The following is a 23,819-nucleotide window of genomic DNA, read 5'->3' on the forward strand; positions in this document are numbered from 1 at the left end:
TGCGGTCATCGAAATCCTCCCCGCGTGCGGGGAGGGGGACCGCCGCCGAAGGCGGTGGTGGAGGGGGCTGTCGGCCTGACGCGCCGCCGAAGGACGCCACCCCCCTCCGTCAGCGCTTCGCGCTGCCACCTCCCCGCAAGCGGGGAGGATCGTCTTGCCCCCACCCCAAGTCGGACACCCGCCGCGAAAAAACCGCTGTCCTACATCATTCGGTTGTGCCAGCCTTCGTCTCGGCTCTTTCGATAGGTGAATAAAAGCGGTCGCAGCCCGGTTTGCGGATGCGGGCGGGAGCCGGCTCGGCATGGTCGCCGAACGCGGCCCATCGGCGGCTGCACAAGGCTGACCTTTGCTGAACTTTGAAACGACGAGGCGGACCCGGCCCGCGATTACCAAAGACGGCGATGGCAACTGGCCCACCCCAAAGCCGTCGTTGCAAGCCTATCGGCAATCCTCGATCACGCGCCCGATCTCCGACTGCACCGGCAGCGTCAGCGTGCTGCCGTTGCTGGCCTCGAGCGCGAAGCGGCCGCGGCTGAAGGCGATGCGGTCGAGCCGTGCGTCACGCGCGGGGAGTGTCGCTGCGCCGCCTTCGAAGCGCAGCCGGTCGGCACCCGAACTCGTGCGCAGCGATACGTCGAGCGGCGCGCCCGTTCCGCCGAGCCCGGCCGCGAGGCGGATGGCGCCGCCGCTGCACGCCATGGTGACGAGCGGGCTCGCATTGCCCGTCTGGACGAAGCGCGCAGTGCGGCTGCCCGCGTCATAGCTCCACGCGCCCTTGTCCAACTGGCGTTCGTCCCACGGCAGTGCCGGCGGCGGCGCAGGCGAGGGGGGCGGCGCGGCGACGGGCGCGGGGGCGGGTGCCGGCGCTTCGGGCTTCGGGATCGCGGCGCAGCCCGCGATCGCCAGCATCGGCAGGACCGCGGCGGCGCCGCGCAGCAGGCTGTGTCTTTTGCTCATTCGCCAAATCCCCGCCAGTCGATCGCTTCGTCAACCCCGGCGCGCGGCACCGGCCAGCGGTTCACCGCCGCTTCTTCGTCGGCATAGCCGATCGCGAGGCCGGTAAACAGGATCTGGTCGTCGCCGATCGCGAGCGCGGCACGCACCGTCTCGCCATACATCGCCCAGCATTCCTGCGGGCAGCTTGCGAGCCCCTTTTCGACGAGCAGCAGCATCACCGATTGCAGCCACATCCCCATGTCGGCCCATTGCGGCGGCCCCATGATCCGCGAGCAATGGAGGAACAGCATCACCGGCGCGCCGAAGCCCGTATAATTGTGCATGAACTGCGCGAGTCGCCCGCGCTTGTCCTCGCGCGCGATACCGAGCGAGGCGTAGAGCGCTTCGCCGACGCCGAAGCGGCGCGCCTCCCACGGATCGGTGAGCGCCTTGGGATAGATGTCATATTCGGGTTGATAGCCCGCGCGCCCCATCGCGATCCGCGCCGCGACCGCATCCTTGACCGCCTGCCACGGCGCGCCCGTGAGCACCACCGCCTGCCACGGCTGGAGGTTGCCGCCCGACGGCGCGCGCTGCGCCGCGGCGAACACCTCTTTCAGCAGTGCGGGATCGACCGCGCGGCCGGTAAAGGCGCGCACCGACCGGCGCGCATGGAGCGCATAGGTTACCGAACGGGCAAGGGTGTCAGTCGCTGGCATATTTATCCTCTCGGCGCTTGCCGAACAGCAATTGCCGTTCGAGGCGGGTCTTGAGCTGGCGATAATAAGAGGTGAGGAAGACGTCATCCTCTTCGGCGACCGGCCGGCCGATCTTGCCGCGGATCGTGTCGGCGACCTCGCGCATCTGCTTCGCGTCGGCGGTGCGCAGCACGCGTTCGAGTTCCTGCAGTTCGAAGATGCCATAGACCGCGAGTTCGGCGTCGCTGAACGCGACCTGGTGCGCGGCCTCGCCGCTCGCCATGTCGCGGTCGAGCTTGCGGCGCTGCGCCATCACGACCCAGGTGCCCGCGATCAGGTCGCCCATCCGCATCCGGTCGCGGTTGAACAGCGGAAAGAGACTGAGCGTCAGCGCCCAGCCGAAGCCGAACAGCGCGGTCCACGCGCCCGCCATATCCTCGGCCGCGCTCACCGACAGCATCGTCAGCGGCAGGAACAGCTCGAGCTCGCGGATCAGGTTGCGCGCGACGACCGCATCGGCGGTCAGCCGCCCGCCGTCGCGCGCGACGACGCGGATGCCCATCAGCCTCTTGCCCGGCGTCGCGGCGCGCTGGCCGAGCTCGAAGCCGATGAACCAGAAATTCCTGAGTACGAAGCCGCCGAGCATCCAGATGCTGAGCATGATCGTCGAGCGCGAAGCGAAACCCGCCCAGAGCATCAAAATGGTGAACAGGATCAGCGCGACGACGATCAGTGCAAGGTCGATCACCAGCGCGCCGAGCCGCAGCGACGCGCTCGCGATCCTCAGCTCGAGGTCGATCCCCTCGGGCGTGATGAACTCGCGGATCTTCCTTGCCTGCGCGGCGCGCAAGCGGGCGTCGGTGCGCGCGGGAGTCATGGCAGGGCGCTCCGCCGCGGCAGGTAATAATAGCCGAGCCAGAAGAGCAGCATCAGCGTGCCGATGCCGTAGCGCACGAGCGTGTCGGTGACGAGCTGGCGCCCGAAGCCCTCGAGCAGTCCCGCGGCGAGCAGCATGACGATCACTCCGACCATCACCTTGCCCGCGGTGCGCCCGGCCGCCGCCGCGGCGTCGAGCCGCCCGCGCGCGCCCGGAAAGACGACCGCGGTGCCGATCTTCAGTCCCGCCGCACCCGCGAGCGTCGCGGCGAACAGCTCGGTGGTGCCGTGGATGAACAGCCAGCCGCCGAATTCGACCCCCAGTCCCTTGCCCGAAAAGACCGCGAGCATCGCGCCGAGGCTGAGCCCCTGATAAAATTCGAGGATCATCGTCGGCACGCCGAAGGCGAAGCCGAGCGCAAAGGCCATGATCGACACGCGGCTGTTGTGGGTGAAAAGATAGGTCGCAAAGACGTGGAGCATCCCGTCCTCGCCGTCCGGCGCCTTGCCATGACCGATCGTGCTGCGCAGAAACTCGACCGAGGCGCGCGGGTCGCGTCCGCCCGAAAGCTCTTCGGGGATGAAATGGAAATACCATTCGGGATCGTGCGCGACGAGCAGCCAGCTCGTCGCGACGCCCAGGATCAGGATCAGCGCGACGATCAGCGTCTCTTTCCACAATGCGCGGACCGCGGCGGGCCAGTCGTGGAGGAAGAAGCGCTTCAGCCGGCCGAGCCGCGATTCGCGCACCCCATAGATCAGGAAATAGCCGCGGATCGACAGCGCCTCGAGATGGTCGAGCAGCGCCTTGTCGAGGCTCGTCGCGCGCGCGATCGACAGCGAGGAGAGGGTGGCGCGATAGAGCAGGGGCAGTTGCAACAGCTCGTCGCTCGACAACGCCTTCGCGCCGCGCCTTTCGAGCCGGGTGAGCAGCGCGTCGAAGGCGATCCAGTCGGCTTCGCGCTCGTCGCGAAAGCGCGCGGTGGAAAAGGCGGGGGTTTCGTTCGTCGGCACCGCGGCGTCCATCACAGGTTCCCCGCGCGCTTGATGCCCAGATAGGCCTCGACCGCGCTCGCCCCCATCGCGTCGGCCGGAACCTCGATCACATCGACCCCGAGCCGCTGCAGCCGCGCGATCACGAGGCGCCGTTCGCGCAGCATCGCCGCGGCGACATTGGCGCGGGTGACGTCGGCGGGGGCGTGGGGGCGGCGGCGCTCCTCGCTTTCAAGCTCCTCATCCTCGATGACCACGAACAGCAGTCGATGCTTTTTAACGAGCCGCCCCGCGGCGCGGATCATCAAATCGGCGCTCGTCGCATCGGTGAATTCGGTGAACAGGATGATCAGCGACCGCCGGTCGAGCCGCGCGCCGAGCGCCGCGAGCGCGAGGGTGAAATTGCTTTCGACATGCGCATAGTCGATCCGCGCCGCGGCGCGCTGCAACGCGGGGAAATCCTGCGTGTGCATATAGGCGGGGGTCAGCGCGTGCGGCTGCGCGGCGAAGGAGAAGAGGCTGATCCGGTCGTGCAGTTTCAACCCGACAAAGGCGAGCAGCAGCGCCGCCGACACCGCGCGGTCGACGCGCGGCATCCCGCCCGCCGGCTCGGCCATCGTCCGCCCGGCGTCGATCGCCAGCACGACGCGATTGTCGCGCTCGACGCGATATTCCTTGGCGAGCAGCTTCACATGGCGCGCCGAGGCAGTCCAGTCGATCGCCCGCCGGTCCATCCCGGGGTGATATTCGGCGAGCGCCTCATATTCGCTGCCCTCGCCGCGCAGCCGCTGTTGCCTCAGGCCGAACAGGCTGTTGCGCTGGAACAATCGCCTTCCTTCCTCGGTCGCGGCGCGAAGGCTGGGGACGACGCTGATTGCCCCCCCGACGCCGAAGCGGCGCTGCTTCCACACGAGCCCGAGCGGGCCGCGCCAGCGGACCCACAGCGCCTCAAGTCGCGCTTCGCCCCGCCGGGCCGCGGCGAGCGGCAGCGTCTGCACGAGCGTGTGCGGGTGCGCGTCGCCCGCGTCGGCGGCGCGCATCCGCCCGGCGATCCGCCCGCCTTCGGCGAGCCGCTCGTCGACCTGAAGCGCCAGTTCGGCGCCGCCTCCGGGCACCGTCCCGCTGCTGCGCGCGGCAAGCGTCAGTTCGAAGGGATCGCCGACGCCGACCTGATACGGAAAGCGCGCATCGAGCGCGAGCCGTCGCGGGCTCGCGCCGAAGAGGATGTCGAGGATCAGGCACGCGGCGATCACGCCGATCCACGCCGGCGCGACCAGCCACAGCTCGGGCCGCACGAGCCCGAGCGCAAGCGCCGCGGGCGCGCCCGCGAGCAACAGAAAGATCGCACGGCGGGTGGGGTAGATCATGGCAAACCCTTCTCCGCATCCCCGAGCGAAGACGAGGGGCATTGCCGAGCGAAGTCGAGGCTGCGACGCTGCGGTTCTCGCTCCGCTCGAACGAGCCCCTCGTCTTCGGCCAATGGCCGAAGTTTATCCTGAGCGCCCGCCAGGGCAGTCGAAGGGCTCGGGGATGCGGAATTGAAAATAGCTGGCTCGATCACCGCGGCACTTCCTCGCGCTCGAGCAGCGCCGCGACGACCTGTTCGACGCTGCGCCCCTCGATCTCGGCCGCGGCCGACAGGATGACGCGGTGGCGCAGCACCCCGGCGGCGAGGCGCTGGACATCGTCGGGGATCGCATAGTCGCGCCCGTCGAGTGCCGCGGCGGCGCAGGCGGCGCGCGCGAGCAGGGTCGCGGCGCGCGGGCTTGCGCCGCATTCGAGGTCGGCGCTCTCGCGCGTCGCGCGGACGAGGCGGACGATATAGTCCACGATCTCGTCGGCGAGCCGGACCTCGGCGATCGTGTCGATCGCGGCGGCGATCGCGGCGGCGTCGGCGATCCGCTCAACCCCGAAGTCGGCGACCGCGGGGCTTTTGAAGCGCCCGCCATGGTCGGCGACGATGCGCCGTTCCTCGGCGGCGTCGGGATAGTCGACGACGAGCTTGAACAGGAAGCGGTCGAGCTGCGCTTCGGGAAGCGGATAGACGCCCTGCTGCTCGATCGGATTCTGCGTCGCGAGCACGGTGAAGCGCGGGCTCATTGTATGCGGCTCGCCATTGATCGTGACGCGGCGCTCCTGCATCGCCTCGAGCAGCGCCGCCTGCGTCTTGGGCGGGGTGCGGTTGATCTCGTCGGCGAGCAGCAGTTCGGTGAAGATCGGCCCCTTGGTCAGGGTGAAGCTCGACGTCTGGAAGTTGAACAGGTTCGACCCCAATATGTCGCCGGGCATCAGGTCGGGAGTGAACTGGATGCGCCCGAAGTCGAGCCCGACCGCGCGTGCGAAGGCCTGGGCGAGCAGCGTCTTCGCGGTTCCCGGCGGGCCTTCGAGCAGCACATGGCCGCCCGCGAGCAGCGCGATCGTCACCATGCGCGTGAGGCCCGCCTGTCCGAACACCGCCTTCGCCACCTCGCGCTCGATCGCGGCGCCGAGCGCAGCCACGCTTCCGATCCTGTCAGCTGTCACGCAATAAATCCTTTCTGATGTCGTGGAGCGCCTGCGCGTCCTCCAGAAATTCGTGGGGGCTTCGCGCGAGCGGCAGCCGCCGCGCGAGCGCCGAAAAGGGCTCGCGTCCGGCGGGAAGGTGGCGGTCGATCCAGCCGTCGGTTTCGGCCTCGTCGAGGCCTGCGGGCGCGTGCAGCCGCCGCGCGATCGCGCCGCGCTGGTTCGCCACATAGGCGCGCGCGCCGTCGAGATCGCGCCCCGCCTGCGCGATCAGCTCGGCGCTGTTCGCGATCAGCGCGGCCTTGGAGACCGGGATCGCGCGCGCGGGCCGCAGCGCCGGGCCGAAGCGCATCCACGCCTGCCACAGCGCGAGCAGGCCGGCGGCAATGACGCACAGCGTGATGCCGATGAAGGGCGGGACGAAGGCAAAGCGGAGCAGCGAGCGCCCGCCGCCGAAGCCGGCGAGCGTCAGGTCAAAGGCGAAGCCGCTCGCATTCGCATCCTCGCCGATCGCATCGAGCAGCAACGCGGCGCCGCGCGCCTTGTCGCGCGAGGCGAAAGCGAAATTGTCGACAAGGTCGGGATCGGCGAGGATGTAGAGGTCGGCGTTCTTTGCGCGCGCAAGCAGAGCGCCGCCGCCAGGTGCGGCGATCAGCGTGTCGAGCGCGTCGCCTTTTATCGTCTGCACCTGTTTCGGCAGGATCAGTTCGATCGCGCGTCCCGCGACCTCGCCGCGCACCCGTTGTCCGCCCGCTCCGCGCGGCCCGAGTTCGACGGCGCCGAAGCGCGCTTCGGGGAGCAGGCGGAGCGGCGGCGGCACCGCCATCGCAGGGCCGGACCAGCCGGGTTTTTCGGCTTCATTGGGGATCGGCAGCGCATACCATTTGGGCAGGATTACCAGCGTCGGCGCGCCGCCCTGGGCGTTCAGCAATTCGGCGACCTCGCCGGGCTGTGTCCGGTGCGTCGGGGTCAGGATCAGCAGCGGCTGATCTCCGCCGCCATAGCGTTCGGGTCGGCGGCGCAGTTCGACTTCGGCGCCCGCGCGCTCGAGCAGATCGACGATACCCCCAAAACCCGGCGCGCCGCGCGAAAGGGCATGGCCCTTGCCGTCGTTGCCGCTCCTGAGATCGGGGCCGAGCGCGATCAGCGCCCACAGCGCGATGAAAGCGATGATGCCGATGGCGATCACGCCGCCGATCAGCCGCGGGTCGAACGCCCGTTCATTCGCCGCCGCGCCGCTCATGCGCGCGCCCAGCTCTTGGGCACCGTCAGCTCGGCATAGGCGCTGCGGCAGCCCGTCCAGGCCTCCGCGTCGATCGCGCGGCCGCCGAACAGGCTGATCTCGACCGCGCGCGCGATGCGGCTGAAGGCGCCGCGCGCGGTCGCGGGCAGGTCGCGCGCCTCGGCAAGCTCGCGCGAGGTCATCGCGGGGCGCACCAGCCCCGGGCGGCGCGTGTCGATATCCTCGATGCTGCGATAGAGCAGCAGGTGGACGGCTTCGGCGAAGCGCCCCGCCGCGGCGAGCGCATCGGCCTCGGCGAGCAGCGCGCGCGCGGCGCCCGCTTCGACGACGCCTTCCTCCTCGGCCTCGGCGCCCTTGCGGCGCAGCAAGGGCAAGCTGTCGACCCAGCGCGTGAAGGCGGGGACGAAATGATAGAGCAGCACGAGCGCCAGCGCCGCTATGGCGAGCCACAGCAGCGGCTTGTAGGCGGGCTGCGCCCATTCGAGGAAATCGCGCAGCGCGGCGAACAGCGAGCGCAGCCATTCGGGGGTTTCGGGCGCCGGAGGCGGCGCCGGAAGGCTGGTCTGGATGGTGCCGCCCGCGATCGTCTGACTATAGCCGGGATCGACGAGTTCGGGGTCGATCAGCCAGCCCTCGCCGACGGGCGCGGCCGCAGCCGCCGCGAGGACGAGCGGCGACATCATGTTGAAATTCCGGCCTCGCCCCGCATGGTCATCGCGCCAACAGGTAGCGCGAGGCGGCGCGCCAAGGCAAGAGATGCTTGCGCCGGCAACGGACGCGCTCTAGCCCCGCGCGATATGGTTGCAGCGGCAACCTTGTGGCCGGCAGGAGGACAGGCGTGGACGCGGCGCAGGCGGTGCATGAGAAGTTTCTGGCGGCGCTGGGCGAGGGGCGGCTGGCGCGCGCTGCCGATGCGCCCGATCCCGCCGCGACGGGGCTCTCGCGTGCCGAGGCCATCGACATCTTCCTATCGCAACTGACCAGCCGCCAGATGGACCGGTTGTCGCGCACGCTGCAGGCGCGGGGCGAGGGCTTCTACACGATCGGTTCGTCGGGGCACGAAGGCAATGCCGCGGTCGCGGCGGCGCTGCGCGTCACCGATATGGCCTTCCTCCATTATCGCTCGAACGCCTTCCAGCTCCACCGGGCGCGCCAGCGTCCGGGCGGGACGCCGAACTGGGACATGCTGCTGAGCTTTGCGGCATCGGCCGAGGACCCGATTTCGGGCGGGCGGCACAAGGTGATCGGCTCGAAACCGCTTGCGATCCCGCCGCAGACCTCGACGATCGCCTCGCACCTGCCGAAAGCGGTCGGCGCCGCCTTTTCGATCGGCATCGCGCGGCGGCTCGGCATGACCGATCTTCCGCTTCCCGCCGATGCCGTCGTCCTCGCGAGCTTCGGCGATGCGTCGGCGAACCATTCGACGGCGCAGGGCGCGTTCAACACCGCGGGCTGGACCGCCTATCAGGGGACGCCGATGCCGCTGATCTTCCTGTGCGAAGACAATGGCATCGGCATTTCTACGCGTACCCCGACGGGGTGGATCGAGGCGCAGTTCCGCAACCGCGCGGGGCTCCACTATATCCAGTGCGACGGCACCGACATCGTGTCGGCCTATGCGGGCGCGAAGGCGGCGGCGGACTATGCGCGCGGCACGCGAAAACCCGTGTTCCTGCACATGAGGGCGGTGCGGCTTTACGGCCACGCGGGGTCGGACGTGCAGGGCGCCTATCTGCCGAAAGCGCTGATCGAAGCCGACGAGGCGCGCGATCCGCTGCTCGCCGGCGCCGCGCTGATGACGCAGCAGGGCTGGATGACCGCGTCCGAGGTCGCCGAGGCCTATGAGGAGATCGGCGGGGCGCTGGCGCGGCAGGCCGAAGCGGCGATCCAGCGCCCCAAGCTGACGACGAGCGCCGCGGTGATGGCGAGCCTGATCCCGCCGAAGCGCGATCTGCCGCGCGCGAACACCCCGTCGGACGAGGATCGCAAGGCGATGTTCGGCAGCGACTGGGGCCAGATGGACAAGCCGATGCACATGGCGCGGCTCCTGTCGTGGGCGCTCGCCGACCTGATGCTCGCGCACAAGGAGATCGTCGTCGCGGGCGAGGATGTCGGGCCCAAGGGCGGCGTCTATAATGTCACGGCAAAGCTCCACCAGCGCTTCGGCTCGGCGCGCGTCGTCAACACGCTGCTCGACGAACAGGCGATCCTCGGCCTCGCGATCGGCATGGCGCACAACGGCTTCGTCCCGATGCCCGAAATCCAGTTCCTCGCCTATGTCCACAATGCCGAGGATCAGATCCGCGGCGAGGCCGCGACCTTGAGCTTCTTTTCGAACGGCCAGTACAGCAACCCGATGGTGATCCGTATCGCCGGGCTGGGCTATCAAAAGGGTTTCGGCGGCCATTTCCACAATGACAACAGCCTCGCCGTCTTCCGCGACATTCCGGGCGTCATTCTTGCCGTGCCGTCGAACGGGCGCGATGCGGTGCAAATGCTGCGCGAATGCGTGCGTCTGGCGCGCGAGGAGCAGCGCGTCGTGGTCTTCGTCGAACCGATCGCCCTCTATATGACCCGCGACCTGCACGAAGAGGGCGATGGCCTCTGGACGAGCGTTTACGAGGCGCCGGGCGAGGGGGCGCCGATCCGGCTCGGCGATGTCGGGGTGCATGGCGACGGCAGCGATCTTGCGATCGTCACCTATGGCAACGGCACTTATCTGTCGCGCCAGGCCGAAAAATTGCTCGCGGGCGACGGGGTCGAGGCGCGGGTGATCGACCTGCGCTGGCTCGGGCCGGTCGATGAGGGGAAGCTCGTCGCCGCGGTCGGCGACGCGCGGCGTATCCTGATCGTCGACGAATGCCGCATCACCGGCTCGCAGAGCGAGGCGCTGATGGCGCTGTTCACCGAGCGCCTGCCCGATCGCAAGCTCGCACGCATCGCTGCCGACGACAGCTTCATTCCGCTCGGCAAGGCGGCGACTTTGACCCTGCCGAGCCGCGATTCGATCGTCGCCGCGGCGAAGGCGCTGCTGGCATGAGCGGCCGCAAGACCGCGCTCGTCGTCGCGCCGGGGCGCGGCACCTATGGCAAGGGCGAACTCGGCAGCATCGCGCGGCTGCACGGGCGCCGCTTCGCCGGGCTGATCGCCGATTTCGACGCGCAGCGCCGCGCGCGCGGCCAGCCGACGGTGACCGAACTCGACGGCGCCGAACGCTTCAGCGTCGCGACGCACATGCGCGGCGACGTCGCGGCGCCGCTGATCTATACCGCGACTATGCTCGATTTCCTCAGCATCGACCGCGATCGGTTCGACGTCGTTGCGGTCGCGGGCAATTCGATGGGCTGGTACAGCGCGCTCGCGCTCGGCGGCGCGGTGTCGGTCGAGGACGGCTTTCGCATCGCCAATGCGATGGGCCTGAACAGCCAGGCGCACGGGCCCGGCGGGCAGATATTGCTCCAGATCGTCGACGAGGACTGGCGGCCGGTGCCGGGACTGCGCGATGCGCTGCTCGGCCTCGCCGACGAAATCGCGGCGCGGCCCGGCCACGACCTTGCGCTGTCGATCGACCTCGGCGGGATGCTCGTCTTCGCGGGCAATGAGGAGGGGCTTGGCGCGCTGCTGGCCGGGGTGCCGCCGACGCCGGGGCGCGATCCGCTGCGGCTTGCGGGGCACGGCCCGTTCCACACGCCATTGATGATCGGCAGTTCACAGAAGGCGAAGGCCGAACTCCCGTCCTCGCTCTTCCGCGCGCCTGCGCTGCCGATGGTCGATGGTCGCGGCCACGTCTGGCGCCGCTTTTCCTCCGACCCCGATGCGATATGGGACTATAGCTTCGGCCACCAGATCCTCGCGCCCTATGATTTCGCGGGCTCGGTACAGGTCGCAGTCAAGGAATATGCGCCCGACGTCATCATCCTGCCCGGCCCCGGCGACACGCTCGGCAGCGCGATCGCGCAATCGCTGATCGGCATCGGCTGGCAGGGGCTGACGGGCAAGGCCGATTTCGCTGCGCGGCAGACGGAGGATCCGATCCTGCTGGCGATGGGGCGCCCCGATCAGCGTGCGCGCGTGGTGGCCGACGAATAGGGCCGACCGGGAGGTGGGCTCCCGGCCGGCCCTGTGGGTGCGCGGCCAGGTGGGGAAGGCCGCGCGGAGGCGAACGGCAGCGCCCTTGGGGACCAACACAGGGGCGGTGGGCCGTTCGATATACTTATAGGATGGCCGCGCCGCGGCTGGCCGGATGCGGCGCGCATCAAGCGCCATTTCGGATCGAAAATCCCGCCTGCGCCTGTTCGGCGATGAAGGCGAGGCGGAGCAGTTCGGCGACATTGGCGGCGCCTGCGCGGCGCATGATGTTCGCGCGATGAACCTCGACGGTGCGCGGGCTGAGGTCGAGCCGCCGCGCGATCGCCTTGTTGCCGAGCCCCGCGGCGAGCGATTCGAGGATGTCGCGTTCGCGCGGGGTCAGTGCCGCGAGCCGCGTTTCGGCGTCGCGGTGCGCGGCGGCCGCCCGCCGCTGCGCATGCCAGTCGCTCAATGCCGCGTCGATCGTGCGCCGCACCAGCCGCGGGTCGAGCGGTGCAGGCAGCAAATCGTGCGCGCCGCCGCGCAAGACCGCGCGCGATTCGGCGATGCTCAGCCGTTCGGCGGCGACGAAGGCGACGAGGCCGGGGCAGGATGCGATGCGATCGAGCAGCGCGCCGCCGCTAACCTTCCCCGGCTGGCGCCAGCGAAAAAGCAGAATGGCGTCGCCCGGGTCGGGCTCGGCTTCGAGCCACGCGTCGGCGCTCGCAAAGCTCCGCACCACCCGCGTCGTCCCTGCGGCGATCGCGCGAAAGCAGGCGGCGCGCTCGGTCGCGTCGGGCAGGATCAGATGGATATGGCCCCCCGTCTCGGTCATGCCGCCATGGTGTCGCAATCCGCGCGGCAGGCCGAGCATGATCGCCTCGGCTTCGGCGCCGGAATGAAGCGATCGGCGGGGCCGGCAGCGGGGGCGGACACCCCCGATTGACATGCGGCGCCCGCTCGTCTTTATGAAAAAGGAATTATTAAAGCGCTTGCAGGGGCCGATCGACGATGAGACTCAACCTTCCCGGTCGGGATCGCCGGCCGCCTGCAACGAGCGGTTCCGAGGCGCGCGACGCCCGCCTGACGCTCAGCCTGTCGGGAACGAACCTCGAGCGCGCGGGCGACTATAATCAGCGGATCGTGCTGCAGGCGATCCGCCTCAGCGAAGAAACGACGCGCAGCGAACTCGCGCGCGTGACCGGACTGACCCCGCCGACGATCGCCAATATCACCAAGCGGCTCGAGGATCTGGGGCTCGTCAAGCCCGCGGGGCGGCTTCAGGGCCGGCGCGGCCAGCCGGCGATGCGGATCGTCATCGACCCCGACGGTGCCTTTTCGATCGGGCTCAACATCGACCGCGATCATATCACGCTGGTCACGCTCGACCTCGCGGGCCGCATCCGCAGCCGGCAGACGCGCGAGATCGCCTTCGCGCTTCCCGAAATGGTCGTCGGCTATGTCCGCGAGGTGCTGCCCGAACTGCTCGACGAAGGCGGCGTCGACCGCCGCCGCATCCTCGGCGTCGGGGTCGCGCTTCCCGACGATCTCGGACGGATCGCGCTGCCGCATCGGCCCGCGGCCTATGACGCGTGGAACGGTATCGACCTCGGCGAATTGCTCGGCGAGGTGCTGCCCTGGCCGCTCCACGCCGACAATGACGCCGCGTCGGCGGCGCTCGGCGAGGTGCATCTCGGCAATGGCATCGCGCTGCCGAGCTTCTTCTATCTCTTGATCAGCGCCGGGCTCGGCGGCGGACTCGTCATCGACCGCAGCTATGTGCGCGGCGCCGATGCGCGTTCGGGCGAAATCTGGGCGATGCCCGACCCGGCGCGCGGCGCGGGCGCCAATGTGCAGGACACGGTGTCGCTCTCGGCGCTCTATGCCCGGCTCGAGGAAGCGGGGCACGCGGTCGACCGGCCCGAGGCGCTGGTCGACGGGTCGGGCGGCAAGGATGCGATCATCGGCGGGTGGCTCGACGATGCGGCCGACGCGCTCGTCCAGCCGCTGATCGCGGTCAACTGCCTGATCAATCCCGCTGCAATCCTGATCGGCGGGCGGCTGCCGGGCAGGCTCGCTGACGCGCTCGTCGAACGGCTCAACGCGCGCATGGCCGAACGTCAGCTTCCCGTCGTCGCGCCGGTGCGCCGCGCCGAGACCGCCGACGATGCCTCGGCGATCGGCGCCGCGATCATCCCCTTCCTCGACAATGTGCTGCCGTCCGAATCGATCCTGATGCAGGCGGGGCGTTAGGCCGCCTCCATCCGTTCGGCCATCGCGTCGAGATCGACTCCGCGCGTTTCGGGGAAGATCGCCGCGACGACGACGAACTGAAGCACCATCGCCGCGGCGAAAATCGCGAAGGGCGCGCCGGGCGACCAGGCGACCAGAATCGGAAAGACGCCCGCGATCAGTGCGTTCATCAGCCAGTGGGTGCTCGCGCCGAGCGCGCTGCCACGCGCACGCACCGGCGTCGGAAAGACTTCGGAGATATAGACCCAGATCACTGCGCCCTGACTCGTCGCGAAAAAGGCGATGAAGCCGACCAGCGCAGGCAGCATCAGCGCATTTCCGAGCGCGCCGAACAGCACGCCCGCGGCGATCGACAGGCACAACGCCATCCCCGCCGCGCCCGCGAGCAGCAGCGTCTTGCGCCCGATCCGGTCGATCAGCGCCATGCCGACGAGAGTGAAAATCAAATTGGCGAGGCCGATCAGCACCGCCTGCCGGTCGGGCGACAGCGATCCCGCGCGCGCGAAGATGTCGTTGAGATAATAGAGCACCGCATTGATGCCCGCGAGCTGGTTGAACATCGCGACGAGGATCGCGAGCGTCATCGGGCGGCGATGGCGGCGCCACGACAGTTTCTCGTTCGGCGGATCGCGCATCAGCGCTTGCTCGACGCGTGCCAGTTCGGCGGCCGCGGCGTCGGGCGCCATGCCGATGCGCGCGAGCGCCTCGCGCGCTTCGCTGGCGCGTCCCTTCACGACCAGCCAGCGAGGGCTGTGGGGAATGGCGAAGAGAAGGATGAAGAAGAGCAGCGCGGGCGCGGCGGTGATCCCGAGCTTCCACCGCCAGCCGGCGCCGCCGTCGACAAGCCCCGCGATTACCGCATTGCTGAGATAGGCGGTGAGGATGCCGATGACGATCATCAGCTGGAAGAGTCCGACGAGCAGGCCGCGGCGCCGCGGCGGCGCGATCTCGGCGATATAGACGGGCGCGAGCACCGACGATCCGCCGATCGCGAGGCCGCACAGAAAGCGAAAGAACAGGAACAGCGTCCAGCTGGGCGCCAGCGCGCAGCCGAGTCCCGCGACGAAATAAAAGGCGGCGAGCACGCGCAGGCTGTCGCGGCTCCCGAAGGCGTCGCCGGGCTTGCCCGCGAACAGCGCGCCCGCGAGGGTTCCCCACAGCGCCGCCGACACGGTGAGGCCGAGCGTCTCGGGGGTGAGCGCGAAGAGGCGCGTCAGGTCATGCGTGACCCCGGCGATGACCGCAGTGTCGAACCCGAAGAGCAGGCCCGCGAGCGCCGCGGTGCCGATCGCGGCGGCGAGCGTGATGCGTCCGCCTTGCGGCGATCCGGCTTTGTTTTGATTTCCGTGCAGCTCACCCGTCATTGTCTCTCCCTCGACCCTCATAGGGGGCTCTTCTGGGGCGACCGGCATGCGCTCGCCATCCGGCGATCATGGCACAAGGGCTCGGCTGAGAAAATAAATTAAATTCCATTATTGTCTTGACGGCAAGACCGCGCGCGGGGCAGGTTTGCGCAAAACGGGGTCGGAACGCCGACGGGCGGCGGTGCCGCACACCCGCAACGAACCGCCGAAAGACGAAAGGGAGAGTGTCGTGCCGGCAAAGCTGCTAGCGACCCATCGCGTCGAAAAACCCTGGGGGCGCCGGCGCCTGTGGGGCCCGTTTCCCGACGCGCCGGCCGATGGCGAACCGGTGGGCGAAATCTGGTTCCAGGCGCCGGGTGACAGCACGCCGGACCTGCTGATCAAATATCTTTTCACCAGCGAGAAGCTGTCGGTGCAGGTGCATCCCGACGATGCGCAGGCGCAGGCGCGTGGGCTGACGCGCGGCAAGGATGAATGCTGGCTGATCCTGGGTGCCGAACCCGATTCGACGATCGCGGCGGGGACGAAGCGGCCGGTCGATGCCGAAACGCTGCGCGCCGCGGCGCTCGACGGCAGCATCGAAGCGTTGCTCGACTGGAAGCCGGTCAAGGCGGGGGACTTCCTCTACGCCGCGTCGGGCACGGTCCATGCGATCGGCGCGGGCATCACCTTGATCGAGGTGCAGCAGAATTCCGAAACCACTTATCGCCTCTACGACTATGGCCGGCCGCGCGAGCTGCATCTGGACGACGGCGTCGCGGTCTCCGACGCGCGGCCCTATGTGCCCTATGCTTCGCCCGGCAAGGTTGAAGAGGGCCGCAGCATCCTCGTTGAAGGGCCGAAGTTCGTGCTCGAACGGCTCGGCGGCGGCGATCGCACGCTGACCCTGCCCGAAGGCCTCACCGCCTGGCTGATTCCGGTCGTCGGCAGCGGCGAAGCCGACGGCACCGAATTCAAGGCCGGCGAATGCCTGGCGCTCACCGGCACCGTTCGCCTTGTTGCCGAAGACCATGCCGACCTGCTGCTCGCCTATCCGGGCGCGCAGCGGCTCGGCGACTGAACCAAGAAAATAAAGGGAGGATCGAGATGACCGACGACAGGGGCGGCGCGCGGGCGCCGGGCAGGGCGGGGCTGGGCAAGAGAGCGGCGATACTGCCCCTTATGCTCGCCGCTTCGGCGGCTACCGCACAGACCGGCGGGATTACGCCGGTCGATCTCGCCGATCCGCTCGTCGGCACCGCGCCGCTCGACGATCCGGCGGTGATCGGCAATGCGCCGCCGCCGGGCGAGCCCGTCTATTCGGGGCAGACCTCGCCGGGCGCGCGCCTGCCACACGGCTCGGTCGAGGCGGCGCCGGTCAACAATAATATCGAACTGCAATATCCGAACGGCGTGCCCGTCCCCTATTATTACACCAATCCGACGATGATCGGCTTCACCGGCGGGGGCGGACCGACCTATGGCGGCAATGCCGAGCCGATCGTCATGCCCGTGGTCGGCGACTGGTCGCCGCCCCCCGCCTACAGCCAGTCATATTATGACAAGGCGCGCGAAAAGGCGGCGCCGGGCTATTATTCGGTGTTCCTCGACAGTTTCCGGACTCGCGCCGAGCTTACGGCGACGCGCTGGGCAAGCCTGATGCGCTTCACCTTCCCCGAAAGCCGGCGCGCGCACGTCATCGTCAACTTCCCGCGCCATGGCGGCACGGTCGAGATCGTCGGCGACCGCATGATCCGCGGCCGGTCGAACGAGAGCCGCGGCGTCGACGGCGCCTGGTTCGTCGCCGAATTTTCAAAGCCCTTCGTAAAGCTCGGCACCTTCCGCAAATCGCCCGGCGACAATGAAGGCTGGGGCATCGGCAACAGCGACGTCCAGCCCGGCGCGTGCAGCCTGTCGGGCAGCTACGCCGGCGCCTATGTCGATTTCGCGACCGCGGCGGGCGAGCAGGTGCTGGTCAAGATGGCCCACGGCACCAGCTACGAACAGGCCGAACAGCGATTGAAGGCCGAGATTCCCGGCTGGGATTTCGACGGCGTGCGCGCCGCCGCGCGCGGCGAATGGGCGCAGCTTCTGAACCGCGTCCGCGTGACGGGGGGCAGCGAAAAGCAGCGAAAGCTCTTCTATTCGACCTTGTTCCAGTCTTTCGCTTCGCCACGGCTGATCGCTGCAAAGGGCGAAAAATTCGCCGACACCAATGGCAAGGTGCAGGTCGCCGCGCACGACCGCTACAGCCCGGTTCCCTTCTGGGACACGGGGCGCAACCAGATCGTGCTGCTCGAGCTGATGGAGCCCGAGGCGGTGAAGAATATCATGGCGTCCGAACTCGATATGGCGCGCGAGAAGGGGTATATGAACACCTCCTTCCACGGTGACAATGCGGTGTTCCTCTATCTCGGCGCGTGGGAGCGCGGCATCGAGTTCGACTATGAAGCCGCCTATGACTATCTGCGCAGGAATGCGACCGATCCCAAGGGGCCGCGCGGCTATCTCGCCGAATATATGAAGCGCGGCTGGATTTCGGACATCGTCCCCGATCACAACCCCAGCCCGCCCTATGCCGGGGGCAAGGCGGGCGCGGCGACGACGCTCGAATATGCGTGGGACGATTATGCGCTCGCGCTGTTCGCCAAGAAGCTCGGCAAGGATGCCGACTACCGGATGTTCCTGAAGCGCGCGGGGAATTATGCCAACGTCTTCGACAAGTCGATCGGCTTCGTCCGCGGCCGCACCGACGACGGCCAGTGGATCGCGCCCTTCGATCCGGCCGAGCCCTATTACAACTTCATGATGAAGGAGGCGTCGGGTTGGTCGACCCTGTGGCTCGTGCCGCACGACGTGCAGGGGCTGATCGAGCTGATGGGCGGGCGCGACGCCTTCAACGCCAGGCTCGATCAATTTTTCACCCGGCCCTATAATCCGACCGGAATCTGCCGCGACTGCACGGGGGTGATCGGCCAATATGTGCAGGGCAACCAGCCCGACCAGCAGGCGCCCTATTATTACAACTGGAGCGGCCAGCCGTGGAAGACGCAGGCGCTTGTGCGGCGCATTCTGGCCGAAACCTATGGCAGCGACGCGAGCGGCTACGGCTATCCCGGCATGGACGATCAGGGCGCGACCTCGTCCTGGTATGCGCTGAGTGCGCTCGGCTTCTATCCGGTCGACCCGTCGAGCCAGCATTATATCATCGGCAGCCCGCTCTTCGACGACGCGAGCCTCGACATGGGCAACGGCAAGACGCTGCGCATCGTCGCGAAGAATAATTCGGCCGCGAACGTCTATATCCAGTCGGCGACGCTGAACGGCAGGCCGTGGACCAGGCCGTGGTTCAGCCACGACGATATCAAGGACGGCGCAACCTTTGTCTTCACCATGGGGCCGAGGCCGAACAAGAGCTGGGGCGCCGCGCCCGACGCCGCGCCGCCGTCGATGTCGCGCCGCCGCTAAGGCCGCGCACCGACCACATCCTCCGCACCATGCGCGGAGGCCGAGCCCGGGACCCGCTAACCCCCCCCTCTGGTCCCGGGCTCACCCGCCACCCGCCGTTCCAAGGAAAGACCCGTCCCATGCGCCGCTCGCTTCTCCTCGCCACCTGCCTCGCCTTCGCGCCTGTTGCGGCCTCGGCACAGGGGGCCGCGCCTCCCGCCGATGCCGTCTATACGAGCGATCTGATGACGCGCTGGGGCAAGGAAGTGACGCCCGCGAATGCGTGGCGCAGCTATCCGCGCCCGCAGCTGAAGCGTGAGCGCTGGCTCAACCTCAACGGCCTTTGGGACTATGCGATCGCGCCCAAGGGCGATGCGCAGCCGGCGCGGATGGACGGACAGATACTCGTCCCCTTCCCGGTCGAATCGAAGCTGTCGCGCGCCCAGCGCAAGGTCACGCCGGAGGATCGCATCTGGTATCGCCGCAGCTTCACCGTCCCTGCGGGCTGGCAGGGCGAGCATATCATGCTCAACTTCGGCGCGGTCGATTATGAAACGGTGGTGCGCGTCAACGGATCGGTCGTCGGCGCGCACAAGGGCGGCTTCGACGCCTTCGGCTTCGATATTACCCCCTATCTGAAGGCCGGCGCGAACGAGCTCGTCGTCGAGGTGACCGACCCGACGAGCGCGGGAATGCAGCCGCGCGGCAAGCAGATCCTCGACCCCGCCGGCATCTGGTACACTGCGGTCAGCGGCATCTGGCAGACGGTGTGGCTCGAACCCGTCCCCCAACTCCATATTGCCGAGGTGCGCGCGACGCCCGACATCGACCGCGGCACCGTCGACGTCGCGGTCGCGCTGAGCGGATGGGCGGGCGACACGGATGCGGTGCGGCTCACCGCGAGCGCAGGCGGCAAGGCGATCGCCTCGACGATCGTGCGCGCCAACCGCCGCGCCAGCCTTGCGATCCCGAATGCACATCTCTGGTCGCCCGATGATCCCTTCCTTTACGATCTCAAGGCCGAGCTGGTGACGGTGCGCGATCCCTATGCGGGCGAGAAGGAGCGCGACCGCAAGGCCTATGATTCGCGCTTCACCGGCCATGAACGGCGGGTCTATGCGAAGGCCGAGGTCGCGGGCGCGCCGCGCGACACGGCCGAGGCCTATTTCGCGATGCGCAAGATTTCGGTCGGACCGGGCCGCGTCGAGGGTCAGCCGGCGATCCTGCTCAACAACGAGCCGCTGTTTCAAAGCGGCGTGCTCGATCAGGGCTGGTGGCCCGACGGGCTTTATACGCCGCCGTCGGAGGAAGCGATGGCGAGCGACATCGTCTTCCTGAAAAAAGCGGGCTTCAATATGCTGAGGAAGCATATCAAGGTCGAGCCCGCGCGCTATTATTACGACGCCGACCGGCTGGGGATGCTGATCTGGCAGGACATGCCCTCGGGCGGCGGCGAGGATCATTATCTCGCGGGGACGAGCCAGTATCAGGCGGTCTTCCCGTCGGAGACGATGGCCGAACAGCAGAAGCAACTCGCCGAAATGATCGGCGAACTTCGCGCCTTTCCGTCGATCGTGATGTGGGTCGTCAACAACGAGGGTTGGGGGCAATATGACGCCGCGACGCTCGCGCGCTTGGTCAAGGGGCTCGACCCGTCGCGGCTCGTCGATGCGACCTCGGGCTGGCTCGACGTCGCGCCCGAGGCGTCGGACGTGCTCGACATCCACACCTATGAAGATGTGCCGAACACCCCCCGCCACCAGTCGCGGCGCGCGATCGTGCTCGGCGAATATGGCGGCGTCGGCTTCCCGGTCGAAGGCCATATCTGGCGGCCCGGCAAGGGCAATTGGAGCTATCAGGTCGCCCGCGAGCCGGCCGACTATCTCGACCGCTTCCGCAAGAAGCTCGAGGGCGTGATCCGCCAGGTGAAGGAGGCCGGGCTCAGCGCCGCGGTCTATACGCAGACGAGCGATGTCGAGGACGAGATCAACGGCTTGCTGACCTATGACCGCGCGGTGCCCAAGGCGCCGCCCGAAGCGCTGGCGAAAATCGCGGCACCGCTCTGGCAGGACGGAAGGGGCGACTGAGTCCTCCCCGCCGCCGCGTTGCAATTTTGCCTCACACGCCGGGTGAGTCGCTTTGCGGCGATGCCGGAGCAGCAGCGCGGTAGAGCCAAAAAGGCCGGCTTTACCGCAGTTTGCGTGCGTTTCACCGCATCGCCGATGTCGCGAAAAGATTTATTTGACAAATTATTTTTTATATTCTGAATACGGGTCGACGGACCCGATGGGCCGAACCGGTGGTAGCTGGCACCGGGCAACGAGCGGGGGCGCAGAGCCCCTCGAACAGGGAGGATGAACAGATGGGCGCAGGACAAATCCATTCGTCGAAGGGGCGCAGCCGCGAGCAGATCGTGCGCGGCCTGATGCTGACTGCGGGGGCCGTCGCCGGCCTGTGCGCGGTTCCGGCGCAGGCGCAGACCGCCGATGGCGCGCAAGTCGACGCGCAGGTGCAGTCGAACGATGCGGCCGGCGCGCCCGGCGACGCGATCGTCGTCACCGGCTATCGCGAATCGATCGAAAAGAGCCTCGAGCAAAAGCGCGACTCGAACGCGCTGATCGAGGTCATCACCGCCGAGGATATCGGCAAATTCCCCGACAAGAATGTCGCCGACGCGCTCCAGCGCGTTCCGGGCGTGATCATCACCCGCGACGGCGGCGAGGGCAGCCGGGTCAGCATCCGCGGCCTCAAGCCCGACCTTACGCTGACGCTGCTCAACGGCAATTTCATCGCCGGCGCCGACAGCGGCGATCCGCAGCGCTCGTTCAACTATGTGCTGCTGCCGTCGAACTTCATCGCCAGCACCGAAGTGTATAAATCGTCCGAAGCGCGGCTCGAGGAAGGCGGCGTTGGCGGCACCGTCATCCTCAACACGCGGCGCCCGTTCGACCTGCCGGCCTGGTCGGGCTTCGTCTCGGCCGAGGGCACCTATTCGGACACGACCGAGAAATTCGACCCGCAGATCGCGGGCCAGATTTCGTGGAAGGACCCCAGCGAGCGCCTGGGCTTCCTGGTCGGTGCGACCTATCAGGAACGGTCGAACCGCGAGCTGCGTGGCTATACCGAAACCTGGCGCTGGTGGAGCGACCGCGACGCCGACGGCAATGTCCTGACGCCGGCGGTCGATGCCAACGGCAACCCGTTCGAAAATGACGACGCGATTTCCTATTGGCCGGGCGAAGGCGTGACGACGCGCGACGGCACGCATTATTCGGGCTATTGGGCACCGCAGTCGGTCAATGAGGAAGTCTTCACGCAGGACCGCAAGCGGCTCGGTATCCAGGCGACCGCGCAGATGCGCCCGTTCGACAATCTGACCGTCACCTCGAACTATTTCCGCTTCGAATATAGCAGCAACTGGCAAAGCAATGTGCTGAAGATCCCCGAATGGGGCTATGGCAATTTCTTCACCGGCCCGACCTTCGATGAAAGCGGCACCATCTTCCAGTCGGCGAATTTCGAGGTTCCCGCCGCGGGCACCGAATGCCTCGCCAATTCGCCGCCCTGTACGATGGAGACGCCGCAGATCGCCGGCTCCTACAGCCGCGAAAAGCAGGTGTCGAACACCTTCGAAACCGAGGTCGAATGGAACACCGACAGCTTCGATGCGGTGTTCAAGGTCGGCAAGACCAAGGCGACCGGCGGCCCGTCGATGCGCTTCGGCGTCGCCTCGAAGCCGCGCCTGACGATCACCGGGCAGGAGCAGAACGGCAATTTCTTCAGCGGCTGGGATTTCACGAACGGCAATCTCAGCATGGAATTCTCGCCCGAGCTGCAGGACAATATCAAGAACGGCATCGCGCAGATCGACGTCGGCTCGACCGGGTCGGGCTTCACGAACAGCGAATTGTCGCAGCGCTATGCCCAGCTCGACCTGGTCCGTCACTTCGACGGCTTCCTGCGCGCGCTGCGCGTCGGCGGCAAGTGGCGCGACATGAGCATCCACCGCGAAACCGGCCGCAACGAATGGTACGCCGATCCCGCGACCGAGCTGCGCTATCAGGACACGCCCGAGGGTGCGGTCGCGCGGCCCGAATATTTCTATGACCAGCCGATCGGCAATATCGCCGGCGGCTTCAGCGCCAACGTCTATCCGGGCATCAATTTCGAGCGCTATCTCGATTACATCAACACGACCTACGGTCCCTCGGTGCGCGTGCTCGAAGAGGACAATATCTATGACCTCGGCGAGCGGGTGTTCGCGGGCTATGTGCAGGCCGATTTCGAAAGCGGCCCGCTCCGCGGCAATATCGGCCTGCGCGTCGCGAATACCAAACAGTCGGGCATCACCTCGGATCGCCTGCAATATCTGAACGATTATTGCGTCGATGGGCCGGGCGGCCCGATGGACCCCAATGTGCCGATCGGTCCCGACGGCAACTGCCAGGTGCTGCCGCTCGACCAGCGCGAGGAAATCGTCAACGTCCCGATCGACCAGTCGAAGAGCTACACCGACTGGCTCCCGAGCCTGAACCTCGTTTACGAGGTCACCCCCGACATCGTGATCCGCGGTGCGGTCGCCAAGGTGATTTCGCGTCCGTCGTTCAACGATCTCGGGTCGCGGCGTTCGCTGACCTATCGCTCGGCGGCCTATGCTTTCGATCGCGGTCAGTTCGGCGAGTTCGAAGGCTGGTCGGGCAGCGGCGGCAATGCCGACCTCGCGCCGTTCGAGGCATGGCAATACGACCTTGGCGTCGAATGGTATTTCGACCGCGGCTCGGTGCTCGGCGCGAGCCTGTTCCGCAAGGACGTGTCGAACTTCGTTGTCCCGCTCGTCCTCGACGTGACGCGCGAAGTCGCCGGCGAACAGGTGCTGATCCAGCCCTATTCGACGATCGCCAACGGATCGGACGCGGTGTCGCAGGGCATCGAACTCTATGCTCAGCATACGTTCGACTTCGGCCTCGGCGCGCAGGTGAACTTCACCTATAACGACACGTCGGTCGCCGACATCACGCTCGACGGCGAAACGGTCGGCCGCTCGCCGCTCGTCGGCAGCGCCAAGACGCAGGTCAACGCCTCGGTCTTCTACGAAACCGACCGCTTCCTGATCCGCGCGTCCTACAACCGCCGCGGCGAGGTCGTCGAAGGGCTCCAGTCGGGACTCAACGTCTATACCGAGCCCTATGAGCAGGTCGATCTCAACGCCTCCTACGAGCTGTGGGACAATGGGGTGGTGCTCACCGCCTCGATCATCAACCTCACCAAATCGGAGGAGCGCCAGCATCTCGGCAACGACACCGACGCGCGCTTCTATCGCGCCAATTATTTCGGCCGCCGCGCCTATGTGGGCCTGTCCTACAAATTCTGATGCGGGCCGAAGCCCATCGAACTCCCCCTCGGGTGGCTCCGCAAGGAGCCACCCATATTTTTCCGGGGCGCGCGAGGGCCTATAGGCAA

Annotated in this window: 18 protein-coding genes; 8 read left to right on the top strand and 10 right to left on the bottom strand. The window is 67.8% G+C overall.

Annotated elements, in window-relative coordinates:
• Window positions 1–438 precede the first annotated feature (438 nt).
• From CHB69_RS14025 to CHB69_RS14060, 8 genes are all read right to left on the bottom strand, one after another.
• Window positions 439–957 carry a hypothetical protein gene (locus CHB69_RS14025; protein ID WP_089216641.1) on the bottom strand — a complete coding sequence of 173 codons (519 nt, stop codon included), beginning with the start codon at window positions 955–957 and terminating at the stop codon, window positions 439–441.
• A complete protein-coding gene (locus tag CHB69_RS14030) occupies window positions 954–1,655 on the bottom strand; it encodes a nitroreductase (RefSeq protein WP_089216642.1) in 702 nt (233 codons plus the stop codon). The genes CHB69_RS14025 and CHB69_RS14030 overlap by 4 nt, the downstream gene beginning before the upstream one ends.
• Window positions 1,642–2,511: an RDD family protein gene (locus CHB69_RS14035; RefSeq protein WP_089216643.1), complete on the bottom strand. Its 870-nt coding sequence runs from the start codon at window positions 2,509–2,511 to the stop codon at window positions 1,642–1,644. Before CHB69_RS14035 ends, CHB69_RS14030 begins: the two co-directional genes overlap by 14 nt.
• Window positions 2,508–3,536 carry a stage II sporulation protein M gene (locus CHB69_RS14040; RefSeq protein WP_089216644.1) on the bottom strand — a complete coding sequence of 343 codons (1,029 nt, stop codon included), beginning with the start codon at window positions 3,534–3,536 and terminating at the stop codon, window positions 2,508–2,510. The genes CHB69_RS14035 and CHB69_RS14040 overlap by 4 nt, the downstream gene beginning before the upstream one ends.
• Entirely contained in the window at window positions 3,536–4,870 is a 1,335-nt protein-coding gene (locus CHB69_RS14045) for a DUF58 domain-containing protein (RefSeq protein ID WP_089216645.1), read from the bottom strand. The genes CHB69_RS14040 and CHB69_RS14045 overlap by 1 nt, the downstream gene beginning before the upstream one ends.
• A 190-nt stretch (window positions 4,871–5,060) precedes the next feature.
• Window positions 5,061–6,026: an AAA family ATPase gene (locus CHB69_RS14050; RefSeq protein ID WP_089216646.1), complete on the bottom strand. Its 966-nt coding sequence runs from the start codon at window positions 6,024–6,026 to the stop codon at window positions 5,061–5,063.
• On the bottom strand, window positions 6,016–7,248 hold the full coding sequence (locus CHB69_RS14055; protein WP_089216647.1) for a DUF4350 domain-containing protein: 1,233 nt from the start codon (window positions 7,246–7,248) through the stop codon (window positions 6,016–6,018). Before CHB69_RS14055 ends, CHB69_RS14050 begins: the two co-directional genes overlap by 11 nt.
• On the bottom strand, window positions 7,245–7,931 hold the full coding sequence (locus tag CHB69_RS14060) for a DUF4129 domain-containing protein (RefSeq protein WP_089216648.1): 687 nt from the start codon (window positions 7,929–7,931) through the stop codon (window positions 7,245–7,247). Before CHB69_RS14060 ends, CHB69_RS14055 begins: the two co-directional genes overlap by 4 nt.
• Window positions 7,932–8,086: 155 nt before the next feature.
• On the opposite strand from CHB69_RS14060, the gene CHB69_RS14065 reads away from it, so the two are divergent.
• Both CHB69_RS14065 and CHB69_RS14070 read left to right on the top strand, forming a co-directional pair.
• Window positions 8,087–10,288: a thiamine pyrophosphate-dependent enzyme gene (locus CHB69_RS14065; protein WP_089216649.1), complete on the top strand. Its 2,202-nt coding sequence runs from the start codon at window positions 8,087–8,089 to the stop codon at window positions 10,286–10,288.
• Complete coding sequence (locus CHB69_RS14070; RefSeq protein ID WP_089216650.1) at window positions 10,285–11,337, top strand: acyl carrier protein; 1,053 nt, start codon at window positions 10,285–10,287, stop codon at window positions 11,335–11,337. Before CHB69_RS14065 ends, CHB69_RS14070 begins: the two co-directional genes overlap by 4 nt.
• Before the next feature lie 166 nt (window positions 11,338–11,503).
• Here the strand turns inward: CHB69_RS14070 and CHB69_RS14075 are convergent, their stop codons facing one another.
• Window positions 11,504–12,151 (bottom strand): response regulator transcription factor, encoded by a 648-nt coding sequence (locus CHB69_RS14075; RefSeq protein ID WP_245836804.1) that lies wholly within the window; start codon window positions 12,149–12,151, stop codon window positions 11,504–11,506.
• 176 nt (window positions 12,152–12,327) lie between these two features.
• On the opposite strand from CHB69_RS14075, the gene CHB69_RS14080 reads away from it, so the two are divergent.
• Window positions 12,328–13,569: an ROK family transcriptional regulator gene (locus CHB69_RS14080; protein ID WP_089216651.1), complete on the top strand. Its 1,242-nt coding sequence runs from the start codon at window positions 12,328–12,330 to the stop codon at window positions 13,567–13,569.
• On the opposite strand, the gene CHB69_RS14085 is transcribed toward CHB69_RS14080, so the two are convergent.
• The gene (locus CHB69_RS14085) at window positions 13,566–14,933 is read right to left on the bottom strand and encodes a sugar porter family MFS transporter (RefSeq protein WP_089216652.1); all 1,368 of its coding nucleotides are present in this window, start codon (window positions 14,931–14,933) and stop codon (window positions 13,566–13,568) included. The two genes, CHB69_RS14080 and CHB69_RS14085, sit on opposite strands and share 4 nt — an antisense overlap.
• A 229-nt stretch (window positions 14,934–15,162) precedes the next feature.
• On the opposite strand from CHB69_RS14085, the gene CHB69_RS14090 reads away from it, so the two are divergent.
• The 5 genes from CHB69_RS14090 to CHB69_RS14105 all read left to right on the top strand — a co-directional run bounded on the left by CHB69_RS14090 (window position 15,163) and on the right by CHB69_RS14105 (window position 23,730).
• A complete protein-coding gene (locus CHB69_RS14090; RefSeq protein ID WP_089216669.1) occupies window positions 15,163–15,993 on the top strand; it encodes a class I mannose-6-phosphate isomerase in 831 nt (276 codons plus the stop codon).
• Between the two features lie 26 nt (window positions 15,994–16,019).
• A complete protein-coding gene (locus CHB69_RS14095; protein WP_089216653.1) occupies window positions 16,020–18,380 on the top strand; it encodes a GH92 family glycosyl hydrolase in 2,361 nt (786 codons plus the stop codon).
• Between the two features lie 119 nt (window positions 18,381–18,499).
• The gene (locus tag CHB69_RS14100) at window positions 18,500–20,446 is read left to right on the top strand and encodes a glycoside hydrolase family 2 protein (protein ID WP_212541935.1); all 1,947 of its coding nucleotides are present in this window, start codon (window positions 18,500–18,502) and stop codon (window positions 20,444–20,446) included.
• 42 nt (window positions 20,447–20,488) lie between these two features.
• The gene (locus CHB69_RS20175; RefSeq protein WP_170935564.1) at window positions 20,489–20,626 is read left to right on the top strand and encodes a hypothetical protein; all 138 of its coding nucleotides are present in this window, start codon (window positions 20,489–20,491) and stop codon (window positions 20,624–20,626) included.
• 95 nt (window positions 20,627–20,721) lie between these two features.
• On the top strand, window positions 20,722–23,730 hold the full coding sequence (locus CHB69_RS14105) for a TonB-dependent receptor (protein WP_245836806.1): 3,009 nt from the start codon (window positions 20,722–20,724) through the stop codon (window positions 23,728–23,730).
• Window positions 23,731–23,819 lie beyond the last annotated feature (89 nt).

The organism is Sphingopyxis indica, from assembly GCF_900188185.1.
Lineage (GTDB): Bacteria > Pseudomonadota > Alphaproteobacteria > Sphingomonadales > Sphingomonadaceae > Sphingopyxis > Sphingopyxis indica.